This window comes from Bacillus sp. 16GRE42, from assembly GCF_019837435.1.
Classification (GTDB): domain Bacteria; phylum Bacillota; class Bacilli; order Bacillales; family Bacillaceae_G; genus Bacillus_A; species Bacillus_A wiedmannii.
In genome coordinates this window covers 684144-706417 of sequence record NZ_JADAXF010000001.1, presented here as the reverse complement: position 1 = coordinate 706417, position 22274 = coordinate 684144, and the positions used below count along the sequence as shown (strand labels likewise).

Below are 22274 nucleotides of genomic sequence, written 5' to 3'. Positions count from 1 at the left end.
AAGCGATTTTGAACGTAAGTAATTTGTAAGAAATGGGTAAGAAAAAAGAAATTTTCATTGTGTATGATAAAAATATAAAGAGGCGTGAAAGGCGGAACAGATATGACTTATATATGAAAAACAGACCAGTAACAAGACTGTTTCAAGGAAAAGAAGTAATTTATGTGGTTAACATATATGTAGAAAAAGAGGGATTTATCCAGGACAGAATGGCGTTTGTAAAAATAATAATTATGAAGATGATTACGAATTCAATGTTGACTTTTTTTCTTTGGTGGAGATGATAGCTGTGTGGTTAATACGAAATAGCAAGAAACCACCTATACAATATGAATAGAGGAGAGGAATGCCCAATGAAAACACGTAGTCAAATTACATTTGCAAGTCTTGCCCTTTTAGTAGCTGGAGGTTCCCTGTTTTATACAACTCCAACCTCAAGTGTAAAAGCAGAGTCCATTCAAAATGTATCTAGTTCGTTACAAACAAGCAACCAAAGAGATCAAAATTCCGTCAAAGAGGCAATGTGGGATACATTGAAACTTGGATATCCAGGGATACTTGCTAAAGTTTCTAAGGGTGGAAAAACATGGAATTATGCAGCTGGGGTAGCGGATTTAAGTACCAAGAAACCAATGAAAACAGATTTTCGATTCCGAATTGGCAGCTTGACAAAGACGTTCACTGCAACAGTTATACTTCAATTAGCAGGAGAAAACCGCTTGAATCTAGACGATTCTATTGAAAAATGGTTGCCTAGTGTCATTCAAGGAAATGGATATGATGATAAACAGATTACTATCCGGCAATTATTGAACCACACAAGTGGTATCGCTAATTACACAGGGTCAAAGGATTTTAATATCATGGATACAAAAAAATCTTATACTGCTGAAGAATTAGTAAAGATGGGAATATCCATGCCTCTAGATTTTGCTCCAGGAAAGAGCTGGTCGTATTCAAATACAGGATACGTATTACTAGGGATTCTTATTGAAAAAGTAACTGGTAACAGCTATGCGGAAGAAATTGAAAATCGAATTATTGAACCACTTGAATTATCGAATACATTCTTACCCGGAAATTCAAGCGTTATTCCAGGAACCAAACATGCCCGTGGATATATCCAATTAGACAGAGCAAGTGAGCCAAAAGATGTTACTGATTATAACCCAAGTATGGGGAGCTCGGCCGGAGATATGATTTCTACAGCTGATGATTTAAACAAATTCTTCTCTTATTTACTTGGGGGTAAATTACTGAAAGAACAGGAACTAAAGCAAATGCTTACAACAGTCCCTACAGGAATAGATGAACTTGGCGATTCCGGGCTTGGAATTTTCAAAATGAAGCTTTCAAATGGTGTATCGATATGGGGGCATGGAGGAACCATTCCTGGATTTTTAACTTTTGCTGGGGGCACACTTGGAGGCAAGCATACATTGGCCGTGAATTTGAACAGCCTTAAAGCTGATAGTCCTGATCCTTTTAAAAATATTTTACTTGCTGAATTTAGCAAGTAGGCCAAAAGAAAGAACGGATAATTTTTATCATATTTTCATAGTTAAACAAATAAATGATGAAATTGATTACTTATCTAAGGAGGCAATTCCCTCATGAAAAATAAACTAACTGGTGTATTAGCCGCTACATTAGCGCTAACTATGATTCTACCAACAGGGGCGAAAGCATTTTCTGACAGTAAGACTACAGTTGTATCTAACGCAGAAGTAGCTAGCCAAGAGCTGAAGAAATTTGCAGCAGAGAAGGCTGCGCTACTCACGAAGTCCCATGGGACGACTAGCGTGCAGTATGCGCTAATTGATAATGGCAAGCTTACTTTGTCGGGGCAGGCTGGAAAGAACGATATGGAAGGGGAACAGCCACTAACCAAAGATACTCTATACGGGATTGGTTCAGTCAGTAAAATGTATGCAACAGCGGCTGTAATGAAATTGGTCGACGAAGGAAAAGTCGATTTGGATGCTCCTGTGGTCAACTATGTTCCTGATTTTAAGATGAAAGATGGGCGGTACAAACGCATTACTCCGCGTATGTTGTTGAATCACTCCTCCGGCTTGCAAGGTTCCACGTTAAGTAATGCATTTTTATTTAACGATAATGATACCTATTCCCATGATTTCTTGTTGCAGCAATTGTCCAACCAGAGCCTGAAAGCAGACCCTGGTGCGTTCTCGGTATACTGCAACGATGGCTTTACGCTGGCCGAAATTTTGGTGGAAAGAGTCAGCGGTATGAGCTTTACCGAATTTCTACATCAACGGTTTACAGAGCCCTTAAAGATGAATCATACAAAAACGCCACAGGACAAATGGAGAGACGAAAAGCGGGCTGGACTTTATTTTCCGGCGTACCAAGGGCAGCTTCCAATTGAATCGGTGAATGTGATTGGTACGGGAGGGGTCTCTTCCACAGCAGAAGATATGGTACGATTCTCACAATTATTTATGGGACAGGGAAAAGGGATCCTCTCTGATAAGGTAGTCAAGGCGATGGAGCAAGAGGAATATAAAAAAGGAATGTGGCCGGGGGATGGAGATAATATTTTTAACTATGGTCTTGGCTGGGATAGTGTGAAACTATACCCATTCAGTGAATATGGGATAAGAGGCTTGGCTAAAGGCGGCGACACGGCACTGCAACATGCTATACTGGTTGTGCTTCCAGAACAGAAAATGGCAGCGGCTGTGTTGTCATCCGGTGGACGAAGCTCTACAAATCAACTGCTGGCAACAGAATTGCTGCTCGCCGTGCTTAAAGAGAAGGGTACAATTAAGAACATCAAGCCGAACAAATCTTTTGGCAAGCCGGTCAAGGTCAAGATGCCTCAAGACGTGGCAAAGAAAGCGGGCTTTTATGGCAATAGCGAAACTCATTTCAAAATTGAAATTACGAAGAATGGAGAACTGTTCTTACCATCTAATCGAGAAGAAAAATATGTATATACTGCGGATGGAAGCTTTATTAATGAGAAGGGTACTTCTAAGCTCAACTTTGTCACCGAGAAGAATGGAAGAACTTATTTGAGGGAGAGCACATATAAATCGACACCAGACTTAGGGCAAGGTGCGATGACTCACTATTTAGCCGAGAAACTAGAAGACAATGTGCTATCGAAGAAAACCGCTGCCGCATGGGCGAAGCGGGAAGGTGTCAAGTTCTATCTGGTGAATGAGAAATTTAGTTCTATTGAATATCTCGTACAACCGAAACTTATTACCACACAAATTACTCGTAAGGAAGGCCTGGCGGGCTATTGGGAGGGCAGAAAAATTACAGGTCCGAACACCGCGACGCATCAGCTCCAGATCCCCGTGATGAATGGCCGTGATACGATGGAAACGCATTTCTATACAGAAGGCGGTAATGAATATATGGAAATGGCCGGGTTGTTATACGTAAGTGGAGCCAACGTAAAACCACTCGATGCTGGCCAATCATCCAAAGTTACGCTGCAAGCAAATGGGCATGCTAAATGGTTTACGATCCCGCAAGCGGCAGTAGGAAAAATGATGACCGTGACATTGCCATCGAAGGGTGCGTTCGCGGTGTATGATGAGAATGGAGTATGCGTCAACTTTACCATCGTGAGCGGCAATAACAAAGTAAAACTGCCGAAGAATGGAACGGTTGTAATTGCTGGGGCACCGAACTCAGAATTTGCAATTACGTTGAACTAGCTACAATTCAAGATGGACTTCAACAAAACCAGTACGACATAGGAACGGTGTTTTGCTGGTTTTGTTTGTATTTACGTATTATCTTTAAGAAGAGAATTTCAACGAATAATATCACGCTCAAACTCTGCAAAAACAGCTATCATACTAATTCAGGGCAATCATCATTTGCTCCATTAATCTTCTTGATGTAAATACGTTCGCAGCCGGTATTATGATGTACAAGCCCTATACGATACAGGAATTATCGGAGGTGTTTCAGCTACTAAGTTTACGCCATATGGCACACTCACACGTCAACAGGCTGCACTTATGTTAGAACGAACTCTAGAATATCTAGGTGTAGAAAAAGAGTCAAATATAGGGCCCTACCATATCGCTATCAAGCTAAGAAAAGTAAATACCCCAGAACGATAATTTTGTGTTTTGTACAGCACCGAGGTTCATTTTTAACGTTTTGAGGAAACCTTTTTTGTTAGGTTTATAGACATGTGGTGTTAACAACATAAACAATGTTTTAGATTATAAAATAGAGTACTAAGCATCCGATTTGAAAGCAGACATCCCTGAATCATAATTTTTATGGAAGTGAAAATTCTTTTTGTCACCCAGGCGCAGGAGGATCATTTTGTTTTGCCGATCCAGATGAAAAGTTAGGTTATGCTTATGGGGAAACATGGATTTGCATGACCAATGAACGAAGAGAACTTGCACTAAGAAAAGCTCTTATACGGCTGCCTCTGAAAAAATGAAAATACGTAAAAATAGTTGGGGATATTTTTATGTTGTACGGTTTTTGGCTATGAATAGTGGAATAAATATTAAGTATTCAACAGTTCAAATAAAACGAGTCATCTTTTTATTTTAAGAAAAAAGATGACTCATTTTATGCTAAAATTCACTTAGTGTATATTTTCGTTAAAATGTGGGTGGGCCCCCTTTTAGCAAAACCGGAGTGGAAATGATGAGTATAAACAGTTTTGTGAGATTGATAAAGGATGAATTATTAAAAGAGGTAAGGATAAGAAGTGAGGATGAATTTGAGCCTGTAGTAGTTAAAGATATTCCTAGACTTTGGAAGTGTTTAGGGATAGGTAATTATGCCGCAGTATTTATGCACAAAGAATACAAAGATTGGGTAGTGAAAGTTTACGCACGAGAAGGAGAAGGAATTGAAAAAGAATCAGAAGTATACCGAAGAATTGGAAACCATCCTTCTTATTCGAAGCTTATATATAAAGGAGAAAATTTCATAGTATTGAAACGTTTAAAAGAAATTACTTTATACGATGCCCTTCATAAGGGGATTAAAATTCCTAAGCAGGTGATCTTTGATATCAATGAAGCTTTAGAGTATGCAAGGGAACAAGGATTAACTCCTTGTGACGTTCACGGGAAAAATGTGATGATGGAAAACGGAAGGGGATATGTAGTCGATGTATCTGATTTCTTAAAAACAAAAGAAGATAGTAAGTGGAGAGACCTAGAAAAGGCATATTTTATATTTTATTTGCCTTTCATTTATAATTTTCCTTTCCCTATTAAAATACCGTATTTTATGTTAAACATTGTTAGACGTTCGTATAGAAAATATAAGAAGCTTAAAAAGAAATTCAATTTGTAAAAGGACCACATACTTATCTTTAGGTTAGATAAGTGAACGACTAGTAAACAAAAGGACCGTACATTTTAGATATGTCTAATATGTACGGTCCTAATTTTATAACTTCATGAAGTAATCAGTAAGTTTTACATTTTCTTTTTCACGCAATTACTTATTTTTTTCTTCAAGCCCTTTATTCTTTTTTCTCTCTCTTTTCAATTCTTCTTTTAAGAGAAGCAATGAAGGCATTTTGATTGTTCTCGTTTTATTTAAACCTAGAGTCCACAAATAATTTTTCTTGTTGATTTCGCAAGAATTGATGCGTTCTTTGAGTTCTGTATGGTTATACAGTGTGGTTTTACTCACTCCGGCTTCTTTCTGTCACACTCTTGAAGTTAATTATATTTTTCTACGTACTAAATAAAAAGATAAGGCCCCCATAATAACAGGTGCAACGAAATCAAAGAAATGGGAAAAATTAAAAGGAAAAAGAAAAAGAAATGGTATAAGTGTATAGATAACTGCTTGTCCTATAAATACAGGAATTCCAAATTGAAATTCTCTACATCGTTTGATTTTCCTGTATAACACTTCCCCAATTAGACAGGCTACAAGAGCCGGTATACTACCATAAGTGACGATCGTTTTAATGAATCCTAATACAACGTTCGGGTGAATAAAGCTAGGATGAGAAATATATGAAATCAAGAACCATCCAAAAATAAAAGCAAACAGACTTGCAGCATAACTAATTACAAATTTCATCAACGTTAATCATCCTCACAGTTTTCTAATATTAACTCCATTGTATGACATGAAATCCTATTATTGGTAGCGAGAAAAAAGCGGATCCCTACTCTAAAAAGCATCCACTCATCCTTCTATACTTGTTTTATTTTCTTTGCTCTAGCAAACTTCCAAAAAGCTGCAAGTAGTATGAGCAGTGGAATTCCCTGAATAAAGAGAAATCCTCCCAAAAAATAAAGTGCACGACTAACTAGAGGAGGGGCTGTTGCCGACTCACCCGCAAAATAAGCCCCATAATTAGCCGCTACACCTGCATAATCAGCTATCCCACCTATAAGAAAAGCCGCTGGACTTATGATTAGATTTATCCCTAAACAGATCATTATTGAAGATAGGTTTTTAGCCTTAATTTTTGGTGAAACAGACAAGAAAAATAAGAATATTGCAGTGCCGTTTATAAGAAGTAGTGTTATTACAAAAAAATTCCCATAATATCCCTCCATAATTTTAATTGTACCATCAGCAAGGACAACTTTGTGTAAATTTGGATGAATAGGATCTTCATGTGAGGTTAACATAACGTCTCATTAACAGTAGTCAATGATGCATATAATTTTCGTTTTTGCTTTCTTTTCTGAGCTGGATAGCGGTGGGGTGAGTCATAAATTGTGGAACACATTCTTAAGTTATTTAATATGAAAAAATGAAATTCTCCTTCTGTAATTCATTCAAAGGGTTCAATCTTCGCATCTTATGAATTCCCTGAAAGTACTAAACTTAAGCAAAAAATTAACCATCCTATGCAAGAAAGTTTAGATAGCTAAAAGCATATGTTTTATTGAAAGGATGTGATTGAATTATGGAAAGGCCGAATTGGGGAATTGGAGGATTAGTATTTGTTGGCTGCATGTTTCTTGGCGGAGGAGTGGGATCTATATTAGGTGATACTCATGCTGGATGGCTAATAGGGATGGGTGCTGGATTTATTGGGATGGCTTTAACGAGACTGATCAGAAAGTAATATAACGGGATTCTTCTTCGAGTAAATAAGGAAATATGTATGTAAGTAATTCATGGTATAAGAGCTCTATAAATTATAGTTAGAACCTTCTCTTTTCTAAATTTCTCCATACATAGATATGATTCTCAAGTCGGAGGATGGCACCTTAGGGTGTTTTTTTGTGCTCTCTAAAAATGCCTTACCATATAATAGACTTCGTTAGATTTCGATAATATTTTTTGTAATAGAATAGATTCATTACCGTTTCAGACCTAAGTATTCATTCATAACCTAACAGTAAAAGGGGGGATGATTCAAGGTATGGCGTTTTATGATGAATTAATCTGTCAACAGTTTGCGAGAATTATAGGTGGCCAAGAAGGGTTCGCCGGTGGAAAATGCGTGGCTACAATAAATCGGGATGAAATACAAGCAACTATCTTAGGAAAACGTTTTAGAGTAACAACTTCCTTCTCATTCGAATCACGAGATAATAAAACTGGACGAGCATTATGTTTAGGCAGGATAGCGCTCTTGCAAAGAGAAGTCAATGGGTTTGTTGCTACAATTATTAAACAAGGAATAATCGTTTCGTCTATACACAATGAGTGGTTATGTGATGAGCCGAATTTAATTTACGTTAATATCGAAGACGTTGATGATCCGCTAAGCTTCGCAAGGAAAGTTAGAAAAGCGTTATGCAATTAACCAATTTATTTAGTTGAATGAGCGATATAAAAGGATCTTTAATTGAAAGATCCTTTTATACATAAGATGAAGGTTTTTCTTTGTATTTCATTAATTAAGTTTAATTGACTAGCAAACGAACGTAATTCCTGTGCACGAATCGATATAATAATTTCCGCTTTTATTGTAGTGTCAGTCTTTTAGTAGAAATTAAATATTTACGACAAATTTTGACAAATAAATACATATATTTTTGTTATGCTATGAAAGTTATTAATTTGTAATGTATATATAGGAGGATTTTTTTAATGTTAAAGAAATTGTTATTATGTGTACTTATGAGCTTGTGTGTAATGGCTTTAAGTGCTTGTAAAGGTGATGAAGAAAAATTAAAAGTAGCAGAGGATGAGCAAAAAATAGATGAAGATAAAAAAGTAGCGGAGGAAGAAAAACGTAAGCAAGAAGAGCAACAAAGAGCAGAGGAAGAAAAGCGTAAACAAGAAGAACAACAAAGAGTAGAAGAAGAGAAGCGTAAGCAAGAAGAGCAACAAAGAGCAGAGGAAGAAAAACGTAAGCAAGAAGAGCAACAAAGAGCAGAGGAAGAAAAACGTAAACAAGAAGAGCAGCAAAGAGTAGAAGAAGAAAAACGTAAGCAAGAAGAGCAACAAAGAGTAGAAGAAGAAAAACGTAAACAAGAAAAGCAGAAGACTCAGCAACAACAGTCTATACAACAAGAGAGAACACAAAAACAAGAAAAAACAACACAAGCAACAGGTGGGAAACCAACAAGATCACAAATTTCAGTTGGTTCACATGTAGTTATTCAATTGGATAATGACTATAGTAAAACTGTAAGTGGTGTTGTGAAAGACATTTTGACGCATAGTGAAACACATCCGTACGGAATTAAAGTTCGATTACAAGATGGACAAATTGGCCGTGTTCAAAGTGTTAACTAGTGAAAAAAGATTTGAATACTTTTCAAATAAATAAACGCTACAAAAAACCGGTTCTTTCGTAAAGGAACCGGTTTTTTTTGTAGCGTTTTGCTTATCGGATGAAATTTGCGTTTTGTTGATGTCACCACACCTCTATCAAGTTATCACATACAAGGTAATAGATGTTTTTATAATTTGAAAGGAGAGGGAACGAACTTGGAGGGAGTATGGGAAGCGTACAATAAATACATTGAGGGGGCATGTTTGAGCTATGGACCTATCCTCCCGTTCTAATTAACTAAAAGAAGAACTTTCCCATACCGATTAGACTACTAAGCATCCCGATTCCATTCATGGTGCCTTTTCCTACTGTCAATAAGTTTCCAAGCATTCCTGGCTGACCGTTACCTCCGTTATTCCCCCATCCCATGGGACTTATCTGTCCTCCCCATCCTGGAGAATTCCCCAAAATACCCCAGTTATTATTGGTATTAAAATGAAAAGGCTTGGCTGGCGGCGATAGTAAAGCGGCAAGATGACCTTGTGCGAACATCCCTGTATGATTGAATGGTTGAGCCCAGGGGAGGGGAGGTTTTTGAAAATTAAAACCTGCATGACCTTGTAATGGAGCCCAATTAGCAGGATATCCATGGGGCATCATCCCTGCATAATGGATTGGCTGACCTAAAGAGAAGGGAGGGGGCTCGGGATTGAAACCCGTATAATTGGCTGGTGAATCCCAACCAAATGGATAGACTCGACAACTCCAATTCTCAGGAACCTTCAGACCATCCATTCCCTGAGCTTTAATTATTTGAGGTTGTGAATATAATGATGACATTGAAATTTGGTTATTATATTGCTCCCCGTTTCCATTTGAATTCAAATACCAATATTGGTGCATAAGCTTATTCCCCTCACTTTAAAAATGTAATGTTAGACTTAGCCTATGTAATATTCCTTTTTATGGATGGTTACATATCTAGATTTACAAGCCTGTATTGAAAGGAATGGGTGTGTGGTCATATTTATCCCGCTATTTGTGGGCATAAGACACCACCTCAAAATTAAGTGAAAGCGGCTGCCTGTAAAAGAACCACTGATTCAAGTGTCACTTTATTTTAGAAGGGTATTTTCAGTCGCTCCTTTTGTTTAATTTAGCCTAATTTAATTTTGGTTAACAAACGCGTTTATAAAGGTTTAATCAACAAAAAAATTTTAACATGTTATGTCGAGCAAGTAGAATTACTAAAAAGAGAATATCCATTCGAAGAGTTTGGCAAAATACTGAAAGGATAATGTATTCTTGTGTAGATATACAAACGATTTAAACGAATCGATGGAATTTATAATGAAGGGGCAAATGAATATATGAGTGAGACATTACATAAAAGAAAGCCACCATATTTAATGCTTGTAATCCTTTTTATTGGAGCATTTGTTTCATTTCTAAATAACTCGCTTTTAAATGTTGCTTTGCCATCAATAATGAAGGATTTAGATATTAAAGATTATTCAACGATTCAGTGGCTTTCTACAGGGTATATGCTTGTAAGTGGTGTATTAATTCCGGCCTCAGCATTTTTAATAACCCGCTTCTCCAATAGGAGCTTATTTATTACATCTATGTTAATTTTTATTCTTGGTACGGCCTTAGCGGCTTTAGCACCGAACTTTAGTTTATTACTTACTGGTCGGATGGTTCAAGCAGCAGGTTCTTCAGTCATGGGGCCTTTGTTAATGAATATTATGCTAGTAAGCTTTCCAAGAGAAAAAAGGGGAACAGCGATGGGGATTTTTGGATTAGTTATGATTACGGCACCAGCAATTGGACCGACACTATCGGGTTATATTGTAGAGTATTATGACTGGCGTTTGCTTTTTGAAATGATTTTACCGTTAGCAATCATTAGCTTACTGTTAGGGATTTGGAAATCAGAGAATGTCATGAGACAAAACAAAAATGCAAAACTTGATTATCTCTCATTACTATTATCTTCTATCGGTTTTGGCGGTTTGTTATATGGATTCAGTTCTGCAAGTTCCGATGGTTGGACGAATAAAGTTGTTTTAACAACCTTAATCATAGGCGCTATTTCCCTAATCGCTTTCATTATCCGTCAATTAAAAATGAATGAACCGTTATTGGATTTACGTGTTTACAAGTACCCAATGTTTGCACTTGCGTCTGTAATTGCGATTGTTAACGCAGTGGCCATGTTTTCGGGTATGATTTTAACACCAGCTTATGTACAAAACGTCCGCGGTATTTCGCCGCTGAGCTCTGGGCTGATGATGCTTCCAGGTGCGGTAATAATGGGGGTTATGTCACCAATTACAGGTAAACTATTTGATAAATACGGCCCTCGGATTCTTGGTATAGTAGGACTTTCCATTACAGCTGTTTCAACTTATATGCTAGCAAACCTGCAACTCGACTCTAGTCACACACATATTATTCTGATTTACACACTGCGGATGTTTGGGATGGCGATGGTGATGATGCCACTTATGACAAATGGCCTTAATCAATTGCCAACTCGCTTAAATCCGCACGGTACAGCTGTTAATAATACAGCTCAACAAGTGTCCGGTTCGATTGGTACTGCTATCCTTGTTACGATTATGAATTCGGTAACAAAAACAAAAGCTGAAAGTCTAATGGCTGATGTAGATCCAACAACCTTCACAGAAGCTACGAAGGCAATGTTAACTCAGAAGGCTTTATTATCTGGAATTCAATATTCATTTTATGTAGCGCTTGGCATGAATATTGTTGCACTACTATTAGTTTTTTTCGTTAAACGTGTAGATACAAGCGCGGAAGCTGTCGAGAGGTTAAATCGGTAGAGTAAAATAAAACTTTAGATCATGATTCCTCTAAGTTTTTACTGTTTAGTTAGACTATGAAGAAATGCAAATTTCTGCCGCTAAGGCGCTGGTATTTAAATCTGGAAAAGAATCAGTGAAATAATTATATATAGTAAAAGGGATCTGATATTCATATCAGATCCTTTTTCATTAGCAACACAGTATACTTACTTATCGTATTTGTTTGAATTGACATTAGAAACTACTGGTTTTCCCAATACTACAATCTTTAGCTCTCAATTTCTGATAAACATTATAATAATACGCTTCATTTTAATTTAGTATTTTCTCTGCAAGTTATAAATGTAATAGCAACAAACAATTTAGATTACCAACTTTATAAGCAATATCATAATCGTGAATAGTTAGGGAAAAGATAAAATAAGGTAATCAATTACATATCTTTATCCCAGGCGATTCATTGCTATCTTCTTTTTATTGAATGGGATATTTTATTTCATGTTTTTTTTGAAAGGGTGTTTTTAATGGAAAAAAAAGTATCTGCCATTCCTCAACCGAAAACATATGGATTGCTGGGGAATCTCCCACTAATCGATAAAGATAAACCGACCCTATCCTTTATCAAGATAGCGGAAGAGTATGGTCCCATTTTTCAAATTCAAACTTTAAGTGATACCATCATTGTCGTTTCTGGACATGAACTGGTAGCAGAAGTCTGTGACGAAACACGGTTCGATAAAAGTATAGAGGGTGCTTTAGCAAAAGTTCGTGCCTTTGCTGGAGATGGATTATTTACAAGCGAGACTCAAGAGCCTAACTGGAAAAAAGCTCATAATATTTTGATGCCTACATTCAGCCAACGAGCAATGAAAGATTATCATGCTATGATGGTCGATATTGCCGTACAACTCGTTCAAAAATGGGCACGGCTTAATCCGAATGAAAACGTAGATGTTCCGGAGGATATGACTCGCCTTACATTGGATACAATTGGTCTATGTGGTTTTAATTATCGATTTAATAGCTATTATCGTGAGACCCCTCATCCTTTTATTACTAGCATGAGCCGTGCTCTAGATGAGGCAATGCACCAATTACAGCGGCTGGATATAGAAGATAAACTCATGTGGAGAACGAAACGTCAATTTCAGCATGATATTCAATCTATGTTTTCTTTAGTAGATAATATTATTGCTGAACGTAAAAGTAATGGAAATCAGGAAGAAAATGATTTACTTTCCCGTATGTTAAATGTGCAGGATCCGGAAACTGGTGAAAAATTAGATGATGAAAATATTCGTTTCCAAATTATCACTTTTTTAATAGCTGGGCATGAAACAACAAGTGGATTATTATCTTTTGCAATCTATTTTTTATTAAAGAATCCAGATAAATTGAAAAAAGCTTATGAAGAAGTAGATCGGGTTTTAACAGATCCCACTCCAACATACCAACAAGTTATGAAATTAAAGTATATCCGGATGATTTTAAATGAATCGCTACGTCTATGGCCTACTGCTCCAGCATTCAGTCTCTATGCAAAAGAGGATACAGTGATTGGTGGGAAATATCCTATTAAGAAAGGAGAAGATCGTATTTCTGTTCTTATTCCACAGCTACATAGGGATAAAGACGCGTGGGGAGACAATGTGGAAGAATTCCAACCTGAACGATTTGAAGAGCTGGATAAGATTCCCCATCATGCTTATAAGCCATTTGGAAATGGTCAACGAGCATGTATCGGTATGCAGTTTGCACTTCATGAAGCCACACTCGTAATGGGAATGCTTCTTCAACATTTTGAATTCATCGATTATCAAGACTATCAGCTGGACGTAAAACAAACATTAACGCTAAAGCCTGGTGATTTTAAAATTAGGATTCTACCACGAAAACAAACTATTAGCCATACTACTGTTCTTGCGCCTATCGAGGAGAAACTGAAAAACCATGAAATCGAACAGCAAGTTCAGAAAACTCCTTCTATTATTGGAGCCGATAATCTTTCGCTTCTTGTTCTGTATGGATCGGATACAGGGGTAGCGGAAGGTATTGCAAGAGAACTAGCAGATACAGCTAGTTTAGAAGGTGTTCAAACGGAAGTGGTAGCTCTTAACGATCGAATTGGAAGTCTGCCAAAAGAAGGGGCGGTTCTTATTGTAACTTCTTCTTATAATGGAAAACCACCAAGTAATGCAGGGCAGTTTGTGCAATGGTTGGAGGAATTAAAACCGGATGAGCTAAAAGGTGTTCAATACGCAGTTTTTGGTTGTGGAGATCATAATTGGGCTAGTACTTATCAGCGGATTCCAAGATACATTGATGAGCAAATGGCTCAAAAAGGAGCAACAAGATTTTCTACACGTGGAGAAGCGGATGCAAGTGGTGATTTCGAGGAACAACTTGAGCAATGGAAACAAAGTATATGGTCTGATGCGATGAAGGCATTTGGATTGGAACTTAACAAAAACATTGAGAAAGAACGTAGTACATTAAGTTTACAATTTGTTAGTCGTCTTGGAGGATCTCCTCTTGCACGAACATATGAAGCAGTTTATGCATCTATACTAGAAAATCGTGAACTTCAATCATCTAGCAGTGAAAGAAGCACGCGACATATTGAGATATCCTTGCCAGTAGGTGCTACGTATCAAGAAGGTGACCACCTTGGGGTGCTGCCAATTAATAGTGAGAAAAATGTCAACCGAATTTTAAAACGCTTTGGATTAAATGGGAAGGATCAAGTCATATTGAGTGCAAGTGGACGAAGTGTAAATCACATACCTTTAGACAGTCCTGTTAGTTTATTTGACCTTCTTAGTTATAGTGTAGAAATTCAAGAAGCAGCTACTCGAGCACAAATACGAGAAATGGTGACATTTACAGCATGCCCTCCTCATAAAAAGGAATTGGAATCATTATTGGAAGAGGGAGTTTATCATGAACAAATATTAAAGAAACGTATGTCAATGTTGGATCTTCTTGAAAAGTATGAGGCTTGTGAAATCCGATTTGAACGCTTTTTAGAACTTCTTCCTGCGCTCAAACCGCGTTACTATTCTATTTCAAGCTCTCCACTCGTTGCACAGGATCGTCTGAGCATTACGGTTGGTGTTGTTAATGCACCTGCATGGAGTGGGGTAGGGACATATGAAGGAGTCGCTTCTAATTATTTAGCTCAGCGTCATAATAAAGACGAGATTATCTGTTTCATTCGAACGCCACAATCAAACTTTCAATTACCTGAAAATCCAGAAACACCAATTATCATGGTTGGACCAGGTACTGGAATTGCACCATTCCGTGGATTCTTGCAAGCGCGTCGTGTTCAAAAGCAAAAAGGTATTAACTTAGGACAAGCACATCTATATTTTGGTTGTCGTCATCCTGAAAAGGATTATCTCTATCGTACAGAACTAGAAAATGATGAAAGAGATGGATTAATCTCTTTACACACAGCTTTTTCTCGCTTAGAAGGATATCCTAAAACATATGTACAGCATTTAATAAAACAAGATAGAATCAATTTAATTTCGTTATTAGATAATGGGGCTCATCTTTATATATGTGGTGATGGAAGTAAAATGGCTCCTGACGTAGAAGACACCCTTTGTCAAGCATATCAAGAAATTCATGAAGTCAGTGAACAAGAAGCAAGGAATTGGTTGGATCGTGTGCAAGAAGAAGGGCGATATGGAAAAGATGTTTGGGCTGGTATATGAATTTTTCTTAATTAGATAAGTAATATGTAACGAATGAACTTCTTTCGAATAAGTGTTAATTAAAAATAAAAAAATCCCGTATTTTTATTGAATACGGGATTTTCTTATTTTTAATAAGCGGGACTGCTACCGTAGAAAAAGAAAAAATCTCATATGAAATCAAAGCTATATAATCTTAGCTTGATGGGCAAGGTGTTAACCAATTTCTTGACGAAATTTGAAATTTAAAATAAACTTTTGCACACTGGCTGAACAGTTTTTAGCATAGTGTCAAATCGCTGGAGGAATGTATCAAATTAGGTATACCTTCTATGAAATTAAATAGGGTGATAATTATTACAAGTGGATTAGGTTTCTTGTGAATTTTAAATTAAAGGTCTTATCCAAAGTTGAGAAAAATCCACATACCCAAAATATTTCATCTTAATATTCGTTAAATCTGATGAAAAAGGAATTTGACGTGTATCATAGTATAAGGGAATCGTAATAGAGGATTCTATCAGTTCTTTTTCAAGATTCTTATTTATGGAACAAAATTGTTACTTAGGTTGTCTATTAAGTATACGTATAAAACAGGTGTTCATGATAGTTCGCTCATTTTATGAAAAGTGAGACGCAAGAAGAGTGATATCCGATACACGCTTTAATTGTATCGGTATGTAAACACCTAGAAAAACCATATATTCTTGAAAGAGGTTGAAAATGTATGATAGTCTTAAACAAGTTTTTTAACATGTTACATTACAAAAAGATAGTACCTGTAGTATTTCTTTCATGTGCAACGCTTATAGGCTGTTCTGATAGTAATACTCCATCTGAATCACCTAAACAAACGAAACAAACAAATCAAATCAAACAAGAAACTACTGGTAATGATTCTTTTGCTAAACTTGAAAAAGAATTTGATGCTAAACTCGGTATTTATGCATTGGACACTGATACGAATCAAACCGTTACTTATCAATCAGATGAACGGTTTGCATACGCATCTACCCACAAAGCTTTAGCTGTGGGAGTACTTTTACAAAAGAAATCAATAGAAGATCTAAATCAAAGAGTTTTGTATACTCGTGAAGATCTTGTTAATTACAATCCAATTACAGAAAAGTATGTTGATACAGGTATGACTCTGAAAGAGCTTGCAGATGCTTCCCTTCGATATAGTGATAATACTGCACAAAATCTTATTCTTAAACAATTAGGTGGACCTAGTGAATTCAAAAAATCACTGAGAGAAATAGGGGATACCGTTACAAATCCTGAACGTTTTGAACCAGAGTTAAACGAAGTGTATCCAGGAGACGCCCATGATACTAGTACCCCAAAGGCATTAGCTACTAGTCTTCAGGCTTTTACGCTAGGAGATGTACTTTCAACTGAGAAACGGGATTTATTAATAGATTGGATGAAAAGGAATACTACGGGAGACAACTTAATTCGTGCTGGAGTTCCAGGAGGATGGGAAGTAGCTGATAAGACTGGCTCGGGATCTTATGGAACCAGAAATGATATCGCAATTATTTGGCCACCAAATAAAAAGCCAATTGTTCTTGCGATACTTTCTAATCATGATAAAGAGGATGCTAAATACGATGATAAGCTTATTGCAGAAGCAACCAAAATAGCGTTAGATGCCTTAAAAGCTAAAAATAAATAATAATAGTAATTAGTTATTGAAATTTTCCTGTTTTTCCGTCACAATACTGTGACGGTCTTTTTGTGTATTTTACAAAGAATCGTCTTAAGTAAAGAAAAAAGATAGAAACAATCTCTATTAAGTTTATTAATTAATTAACAACAAATATATGCTTTATTGGATACTTATTGCATTTAATGTGGAGGAATAAAATGGAGTCAAAAATTCTTATTGTTGATGATGATAAAGAAATTAGAAATCTTATCTCTGTATACCTGGAAAATGAAGGCCTAAAAACTCAAAAGGCAGAAGATGCTATACAAGCTTTACAACTGTTAGAAGAAAAGGAATTTGATTTGATTATTTTAGATATTATGATGCCGAATATGGATGGCATTGAAGCATGTATGAAAATTAGGGAAGATCGTAATATGCCTATCATTATGCTATCTGCAAAATCTGAGGATATAGACAAAATTCAAGGTCTAGCCTCTGGCGCAGACGATTATTTATCAAAGCCGTTTAACCCATTAGAATTAATCGCTAGAGTGAAATCCCAATTAAGAAGATTTAAAAAATACAATACGCCAATAGAGCATAATAAAAGCATTCTAGAAATTGGTGACTTAACCGTAAATACAGATACATGTCAAGTATGGGTAAGAGGAAAAGAAACAAGGTTAACTCCAAAAGAGTTTGCTATTCTCGAATTACTTGCCCGCAACAAAGGGATTGTCCTGAGTGTTGCAAAAATATATGAAGCAGTTTGGAAAGAGGTTTTTTATAAATCAGATAATACCGTCATGGTGCATATTACAAAAATAAGAGACAAAATTGAAGAGGACTCTAAACATCCTATTTATATTAAAACTGTTTGGGGAGTTGGATATAAAATATGAAGAATGTTAGTTTTAGAAATAAGATCATTATAAAACTTCTTGGTGCTGTTGCAGTTAGTTTTTTTATTTCATTTGGTTTAACAATCCTCATTTTGGCATACGTTATAGATCCATTATTTATAAAACACGAAGAATTTGGTATGTTTGAATTCAATTTGGTATTGTTGTTCTTATTCGCGTTCGCAATCTTTAACTTTATAATAATTTTTTTGATATTGGTTCGAAAGAAAATAGCATATTTGAAGCTCATTTCGGATAATGTAAATGATATTGCAAATGGAAAACTGGGTTTGACAATTGGGATTAAGGGGAAGGACGAATTGACCCAACTTGCTCAAAATATCAACTATATGTCCAAGGAATTGGAAAATACATTTGAACAAGAAAGACGATTGGAACGTACAAAAAATGAACTTATCACCAATGTATCTCATGACTTACGCACACCGTTAACATCTATTATTGGCTATATAGATTTATTAAAAAGAGGGCAATACAACAGTAAAACACAATTACAGGAATACCTTGAAACCACTTATTCAAAGTCACAGAGACTGAAATATTTAATTGATGAGCTGTTTGAATATACTCGTTTATCAGGCGGAGATGCTAAGTTAAATCTTAATGAAGTTGATTTATCAGGTTTGTTGGAGCAAATAGTTGGAGAATACATTCCTATATTTGAAAAGGAAAGCTTAATCGTTCAAAAATCAATTACACAAGAAACAATACCTATCTTCATAGATGTAGAAAAAATGGTACGTGTATATGAAAATCTGTTTATGAATGCGATAAAGTACAGCATGAAACCATCCGAATTATCCGTATGTCTTGAATTAATGGATAACAAAGCAATTTTGAAAGTGTCAAATAAAGTCGAGAAACCGCCAGTTAGTGATCCAAATAAATTGTTTGAAAGGTTTTTCAGGGGGGACAAGGCAAGAAAAGATGACCAGGGAAATGGTCTGGGGCTTGCTATCTCAAAAAGAATTGTTGAACTTCATCATGGTAATATACATGCAGAATTTAAAGACGGCTGGATGTCCTTTATTGTTGAACATCCAATAAAATAGAATGGCTTATGGAATTATAGATTCCATAAGCTTTTTTTATAAAAACTTAAGAAATCTTAAGGATTTTATGGGGTGTTTCCTAATTTTCATAGTTTATCATGGGTGTATTCAAAGTGATGGGGTGAGTGAAGAAGATAAGATGAAAGTTTTCATAGTAGCATAAGGGTGGATACAACATGACTATTTTGTTAGTAGCAAATAAAAATAGTAGCTTATTGTAATGAAATAGAAAAAACAAACGTAGGAGGATATATATGATAAAACCAGTTGTAGATGTAAAAAACATTCAAAAATTGTACGGTAAAAAAGGTGAGAATCAATCACACGCGTTAAAAGGTGTATCATTCTCGATTCAAGAGGGAGAGTTTGTTGGTATTATGGGGCCTTCTGGTTCTGGTAAAACAACATTATTAAATGTAATTTCAACGTTAGATACAGCAACGGGCGGTATTGTTGAAATTGCAGGTACGGATATTACGAAAATGAAGCAAGGTGAGCTTTCTGATTTCCGTTCGCAAAAATTAGGATTCATTTTCCAGGACTTTAACTTATTAGAGAATTTATCTATATATGAAAATATCGCACTACCACTTTCCCTTCAAGGTGTTTCTTCTCGTAAAATTGGAAAGAAAGTAGAAAAAGTAGCTGATATGTTAGGCATTACAGCAATACTTCAAAAGTATCCTTCTGAAGTATCTGGTGGACAAAAGCAGCGTTCTGCAGCAGCACGTGCATTAGTGCATGAACCTGCTATTATTTTAGGGGACGAGCCAACTGGAGCTCTAGATTCCAAAAATGCAACGAGTTTACTTGATGCCATGACAAGCCTAAATAAAGAGCAAGGTGTATCCATAATGATGGTTACGCATGATCCTTACAGCGCAAGTTACTGCCAGCGTATTTTATTCATTCAAGATGGTGAGTTATATAAAGAACTTCATCGCGGTGGTACCCGTGAAGAATTCTATAAAGAAATTTTAGACGTGCTTGCAAACTTGGGCACACAAAAAGCGTAAGGAAGGAAGTTCAATCATGTTATTTAAGCTTTCTATGTCAGGCCTAAAAAGTAAGTTGCAAGATTACATTGTTTTACTTGTTGGTCTTATTGTCTCTATTTCAACTTTTTATATGTTTCAAACGCTAGCATCCAATAAAACGTTCCTTGAATCTAACTCTTCTATTAGGGATATTGTGTCTGTATTTAAAATTGGTTCCTTTTTGTTAGCGGTTATCACATTTTTCTATATTTTATATGCAAACTCTTTCTTATCAGCTCTTCGTCAAAAAGAATTTGGTATGTATATGATGTTAGGAGCAAAAAAGCATAAAGTTACCTTACTTATGTTTATCGAAACAATTATATTAGGTGCCACATCTCTTTTGATTGGAATTACAATTGGTGTTGGACTTGCAGAAGGTATCGGTCAGCTATTAATGAAACAACTCGAGTTTGCTGGCGAAGGTTATAAAGCACTTTATCTGCCATCTATAGCTATTACTTGCGTCTTCTTCTTTGCACTATTTGTATTATCGGCAATTATGAATAGTATTAAATTATCTCGTATTTCTGTACTGCAACTTGTACATGCAGATGAACAAACAGAACGTGTTGCCATAAAAGGAAAAATGACCGTTGTAATTGCATTCCTTGGTATTCTTTTATTAGGTATTGGTTATGCATCACTGATTTATATGTCATATGCAAATTCGCTAATTGTTTTGGGATTAATGGCCGTTGGATTAATCTCAGCAACCGTTGGTACTTACCTAATATTTGGATCACTTCTCCCAGTTATGATTAACAAGCTAAAGAGTAATAAAAAACGTAGTGAAAAAGGCCTCAATGCTTTTACTTTTGCACAATTAAATTTCCGCATTAATGGTCTAACAAATGTGCTTGCAACAGTAGCAATCTTAGTGGCTCTTGGTGCTGGTGGAATTGCTTGTGGTATGGCATTTAAAAACAACATCCTAAAAATGACAGATCAAATAAGAATTTACGATTCAGTCATTCATAATCCAACAGCGGAAGAAAAGACAATTTTGGGTGGTATCTTATTTCAAGAAAAACTTGAATATCATTACAAAGTGGATGATAAGTATGTTTATTATCTAAAAGAAGATTTAGAGAAAAACCGCCCTTTTATACAAGGTTTGAAAAAAGAGAAAGTTTCAGAGGGATTACCAATTGGTGCCTTTTCAATAAAATGGGTTAAAGGAGAGACGGACACAAAACAATGGATCCAGGCTTTCAGAACGATTCAGCCAGAATATGTGAATCCTGATTATGAAATAAAAATTGTAGACCAAAAAATATACGATGGTATGAAGGGTAAAGAAAGTACTGTGTTCATTGGGAAAACAGATGATTTTGGAGCATACATAAAAGAATGGAAAAAACTTGATGAATTACAGATAGCGAAATATAAAAATGTGAACGCAGAAGAATTGCATAGTAAGTATCAAACATATAATATGAGTCATGGTTTTGCCAGCGGAATAATGTTTATGGGTTTCTTCGTTGGAATTGCATTCTTAGCAATGATGGCAAGTTGTTTAATGTTTAAAGTTCTGTCGGGAGCATCAAAAGATGTAACACGTTATCAAATGCTTCATAAAATTGGTGTCCGCCGAGAATTATTAACAAAATCAATTTATAAAGAGTTATTCTTCATATTCTTATTCCCAGCAATTGTGGGGATTACTCATATATTAGTTGGTATGAACATGTTTAGCCCTCTTTTAATCGATCCGTACTCTCGCATTTGGTTACCACTTGTTATTTTTGTAGTGATTTACTCGATTTACTACTTGATTACAGTTCAATTATATAAAAGAATTGTACTTCCGAAAGAGAAGTAATAAGTATATAATTTTTAACTATAGATCGTTCAATATTTTCGACTTAATAATTTAAGAATTGGATCAGAAATACTTAAAAAGACCTAAAACTAATTGTTATTGTTTTGGGTCTTTTATATTTAAAAACGCTGATTTTATTTTAGAATTTCTAGTCTAAATAGTTTGGAGTTTCATGTCCTTGTACAACAAAAAAGGGGAGTAAAAAGACATGAAAGTAGGAACTTATTTTATAGTGTAAAATGCTGAATTATCTACAGATACATTGCATTTAGTACCCATTTTCTTGTCTCGATATATGGACAAGAAAATGGGAACTTTTTTTAAAAACGGAATATACTAATTAAGTGTGAAATTAAAATTCAATTTTATATTAGTAACAAAAAATATTTATGAAGCATCTACTTTTTTGTCTCATTAGGAGGACATGAAGTTCTATACTTATGTTAATTTTTTTCGTCCTTATGTTGATGGGCATAGGAAAGGATTTCAAAATATAAAATAAGATTGACAATGCAAGATTACAAGTGTAATATTCAGTTACGGATTACAAATGTAATCCAATGGAGGTGTAATTTAAACT

Annotated in this window: 18 protein-coding genes and 1 pseudogene; 15 read left to right on the top strand and 4 right to left on the bottom strand. The window is 35.7% G+C overall.

The genetic code is table 11. The features are described from left to right. The first annotated feature begins 32 nt into the window (after nt 1-32). The 5 genes and pseudogenes from ILS93_RS03680 to ILS93_RS03660 all read left to right on the top strand — a co-directional run bounded on the left by ILS93_RS03680 (nt 33) and on the right by ILS93_RS03660 (nt 5319). Entirely contained in the window at nt 33-284 is a 252-nt protein-coding gene (locus tag ILS93_RS03680) for a hypothetical protein (RefSeq protein WP_098103652.1), read from the top strand. Between the two features lie 69 nt (nt 285-353). Continuing rightward, nucleotides 354-1520, top strand: a complete 1167-nt coding sequence (locus ILS93_RS03675; protein WP_222659993.1) for a serine hydrolase domain-containing protein — start codon at nt 354-356, stop codon at nt 1518-1520. A gap of 93 nt (nt 1521-1613) precedes the next feature. After that, nucleotides 1614-3698 carry a serine hydrolase domain-containing protein gene (locus ILS93_RS03670; protein ID WP_098103029.1) on the top strand — a complete coding sequence of 695 codons (2085 nt, stop codon included), beginning with the start codon at nt 1614-1616 and terminating at the stop codon, nt 3696-3698. Between the two features lie 222 nt (nt 3699-3920). Beyond that, nucleotides 3921-4112, top strand: a pseudogene (locus ILS93_RS29060) (S-layer homology domain-containing protein); the annotation flags it as partial. 547 nt (nt 4113-4659) lie between these two features. After that, nucleotides 4660-5319, top strand: coding sequence for a protein kinase family protein (locus tag ILS93_RS03660; RefSeq protein ID WP_088047438.1), 660 nt, complete (start codon nt 4660-4662; stop codon nt 5317-5319). A 147-nt stretch (nt 5320-5466) separates the two neighbouring features. On the opposite strand, the gene ILS93_RS03655 is transcribed toward ILS93_RS03660, so the two are convergent. The 3 genes from ILS93_RS03655 to ILS93_RS03645 all read right to left on the bottom strand — a co-directional run bounded on the left by ILS93_RS03655 (nt 5467) and on the right by ILS93_RS03645 (nt 6548). Further along, nucleotides 5467-5664 carry a hypothetical protein gene (locus ILS93_RS03655; RefSeq protein ID WP_241753413.1) on the bottom strand — a complete coding sequence of 66 codons (198 nt, stop codon included), beginning with the start codon at nt 5662-5664 and terminating at the stop codon, nt 5467-5469. A gap of 33 nt (nt 5665-5697) precedes the next feature. Then, nucleotides 5698-6063, bottom strand: coding sequence for a hypothetical protein (locus ILS93_RS03650; protein WP_064475787.1), 366 nt, complete (start codon nt 6061-6063; stop codon nt 5698-5700). Nucleotides 6064-6179: 116 nt separating this feature from the next. Beyond that, the gene (locus ILS93_RS03645) at nt 6180-6548 is read right to left on the bottom strand and encodes a hypothetical protein (protein ID WP_098103030.1); all 369 of its coding nucleotides are present in this window, start codon (nt 6546-6548) and stop codon (nt 6180-6182) included. 356 nt (nt 6549-6904) lie between these two features. Between ILS93_RS03645 and ILS93_RS03640 the strand changes: the two genes are divergently transcribed. The 3 genes from ILS93_RS03640 to ILS93_RS03630 all read left to right on the top strand — a co-directional run bounded on the left by ILS93_RS03640 (nt 6905) and on the right by ILS93_RS03630 (nt 8691). After that, complete coding sequence (locus ILS93_RS03640; RefSeq protein WP_000441003.1) at nt 6905-7066, top strand: hypothetical protein; 162 nt, start codon at nt 6905-6907, stop codon at nt 7064-7066. A gap of 300 nt (nt 7067-7366) precedes the next feature. Further along, the gene (locus ILS93_RS03635) at nt 7367-7753 is read left to right on the top strand and encodes a DUF1259 domain-containing protein (protein WP_222660547.1); all 387 of its coding nucleotides are present in this window, start codon (nt 7367-7369) and stop codon (nt 7751-7753) included. Between the two features lie 287 nt (nt 7754-8040). Continuing rightward, nucleotides 8041-8691, top strand: a complete 651-nt coding sequence (locus tag ILS93_RS03630; protein ID WP_064475785.1) for a YwbE family protein — start codon at nt 8041-8043, stop codon at nt 8689-8691. A 277-nt stretch (nt 8692-8968) separates the two neighbouring features. Here ILS93_RS03630 and ILS93_RS03625 read toward each other — a convergent pair whose 3' ends face one another. Beyond that, a complete protein-coding gene (locus ILS93_RS03625; protein WP_064475784.1) occupies nt 8969-9574 on the bottom strand; it encodes a hypothetical protein in 606 nt (201 codons plus the stop codon). Nucleotides 9575-10041: 467 nt separating this feature from the next. Between ILS93_RS03625 and ILS93_RS03620 the strand changes: the two genes are divergently transcribed. The 7 genes from ILS93_RS03620 to ILS93_RS03590 all read left to right on the top strand — a co-directional run bounded on the left by ILS93_RS03620 (nt 10042) and on the right by ILS93_RS03590 (nt 21694). After that, complete coding sequence (locus ILS93_RS03620; protein WP_222659991.1) at nt 10042-11520, top strand: DHA2 family efflux MFS transporter permease subunit; 1479 nt, start codon at nt 10042-10044, stop codon at nt 11518-11520. A 506-nt stretch (nt 11521-12026) separates the two neighbouring features. After that, entirely contained in the window at nt 12027-15224 is a 3198-nt protein-coding gene (cypD, locus tag ILS93_RS03615; protein WP_222659989.1) for a bifunctional P-450/NADPH--P450 reductase, read from the top strand. A gap of 706 nt (nt 15225-15930) precedes the next feature. After that, the gene (gene bla / locus ILS93_RS03610; protein ID WP_064475781.1) at nt 15931-16881 is read left to right on the top strand and encodes a class A beta-lactamase; all 951 of its coding nucleotides are present in this window, start codon (nt 15931-15933) and stop codon (nt 16879-16881) included. Between the two features lie 191 nt (nt 16882-17072). Beyond that, entirely contained in the window at nt 17073-17759 is a 687-nt protein-coding gene (locus ILS93_RS03605) for a response regulator transcription factor (RefSeq protein WP_222659988.1), read from the top strand. After that, nucleotides 17756-18832, top strand: a complete 1077-nt coding sequence (locus tag ILS93_RS03600; RefSeq protein ID WP_222659986.1) for a HAMP domain-containing sensor histidine kinase — start codon at nt 17756-17758, stop codon at nt 18830-18832. The genes ILS93_RS03605 and ILS93_RS03600 overlap by 4 nt, the downstream gene beginning before the upstream one ends. 254 nt (nt 18833-19086) lie before the next feature. Next, nucleotides 19087-19848: an ABC transporter ATP-binding protein gene (locus ILS93_RS03595; RefSeq protein WP_222659985.1), complete on the top strand. Its 762-nt coding sequence runs from the start codon at nt 19087-19089 to the stop codon at nt 19846-19848. Between the two features lie 16 nt (nt 19849-19864). Next, nucleotides 19865-21694 (top strand): FtsX-like permease family protein, encoded by a 1830-nt coding sequence (locus ILS93_RS03590; RefSeq protein WP_000897827.1) that lies wholly within the window; start codon nt 19865-19867, stop codon nt 21692-21694. The last annotated feature ends 580 nt before the right edge of the window (nt 21695-22274 follow it).

What these genes read in the sequence shown, in the direction of transcription:
- ILS93_RS03600 (WP_222659986.1), top strand. Translation starts at nt 17,756, where the DNA reads ATGAAGAATGTTAGTTTTAGAAATAAGATCATTATAAAACTTCTTGGT.
- ILS93_RS03595 (WP_222659985.1), top strand. Translation starts at nt 19,087, where the DNA reads ATGATAAAACCAGTTGTAGATGTAAAAAACATTCAAAAATTGTACGGT.
- ILS93_RS03605 (WP_222659988.1), top strand. Translation starts at nt 17,073, where the DNA reads ATGGAGTCAAAAATTCTTATTGTTGATGATGATAAAGAAATTAGAAAT.
- ILS93_RS03625 (WP_064475784.1), bottom strand. Translation starts at nt 9,574, where the DNA reads ATGCACCAATATTGGTATTTGAATTCAAATGGAAACGGGGAGCAATAT.
- ILS93_RS03635 (WP_222660547.1), top strand. Translation starts at nt 7,367, where the DNA reads ATGGCGTTTTATGATGAATTAATCTGTCAACAGTTTGCGAGAATTATA.
- ILS93_RS03680 (WP_098103652.1), top strand. Translation starts at nt 33, where the DNA reads ATGGGTAAGAAAAAAGAAATTTTCATTGTGTATGATAAAAATATAAAG.
- ILS93_RS03630 (WP_064475785.1), top strand. Translation starts at nt 8,041, where the DNA reads ATGTTAAAGAAATTGTTATTATGTGTACTTATGAGCTTGTGTGTAATG.
- ILS93_RS03660 (WP_088047438.1), top strand. Translation starts at nt 4,660, where the DNA reads ATGAGTATAAACAGTTTTGTGAGATTGATAAAGGATGAATTATTAAAA.
- bla (WP_064475781.1), top strand. Translation starts at nt 15,931, where the DNA reads ATGATAGTCTTAAACAAGTTTTTTAACATGTTACATTACAAAAAGATA.
- ILS93_RS03645 (WP_098103030.1), bottom strand. Translation starts at nt 6,548, where the DNA reads ATGGAGGGATATTATGGGAATTTTTTTGTAATAACACTACTTCTTATA.
- ILS93_RS03675 (WP_222659993.1), top strand. Translation starts at nt 354, where the DNA reads ATGAAAACACGTAGTCAAATTACATTTGCAAGTCTTGCCCTTTTAGTA.
- ILS93_RS03590 (WP_000897827.1), top strand. Translation starts at nt 19,865, where the DNA reads ATGTTATTTAAGCTTTCTATGTCAGGCCTAAAAAGTAAGTTGCAAGAT.
- ILS93_RS03640 (WP_000441003.1), top strand. Translation starts at nt 6,905, where the DNA reads ATGGAAAGGCCGAATTGGGGAATTGGAGGATTAGTATTTGTTGGCTGC.
- cypD (WP_222659989.1), top strand. Translation starts at nt 12,027, where the DNA reads ATGGAAAAAAAAGTATCTGCCATTCCTCAACCGAAAACATATGGATTG.
- ILS93_RS03670 (WP_098103029.1), top strand. Translation starts at nt 1,614, where the DNA reads ATGAAAAATAAACTAACTGGTGTATTAGCCGCTACATTAGCGCTAACT.
- ILS93_RS03620 (WP_222659991.1), top strand. Translation starts at nt 10,042, where the DNA reads ATGAGTGAGACATTACATAAAAGAAAGCCACCATATTTAATGCTTGTA.
- ILS93_RS03650 (WP_064475787.1), bottom strand. Translation starts at nt 6,063, where the DNA reads ATGAAATTTGTAATTAGTTATGCTGCAAGTCTGTTTGCTTTTATTTTT.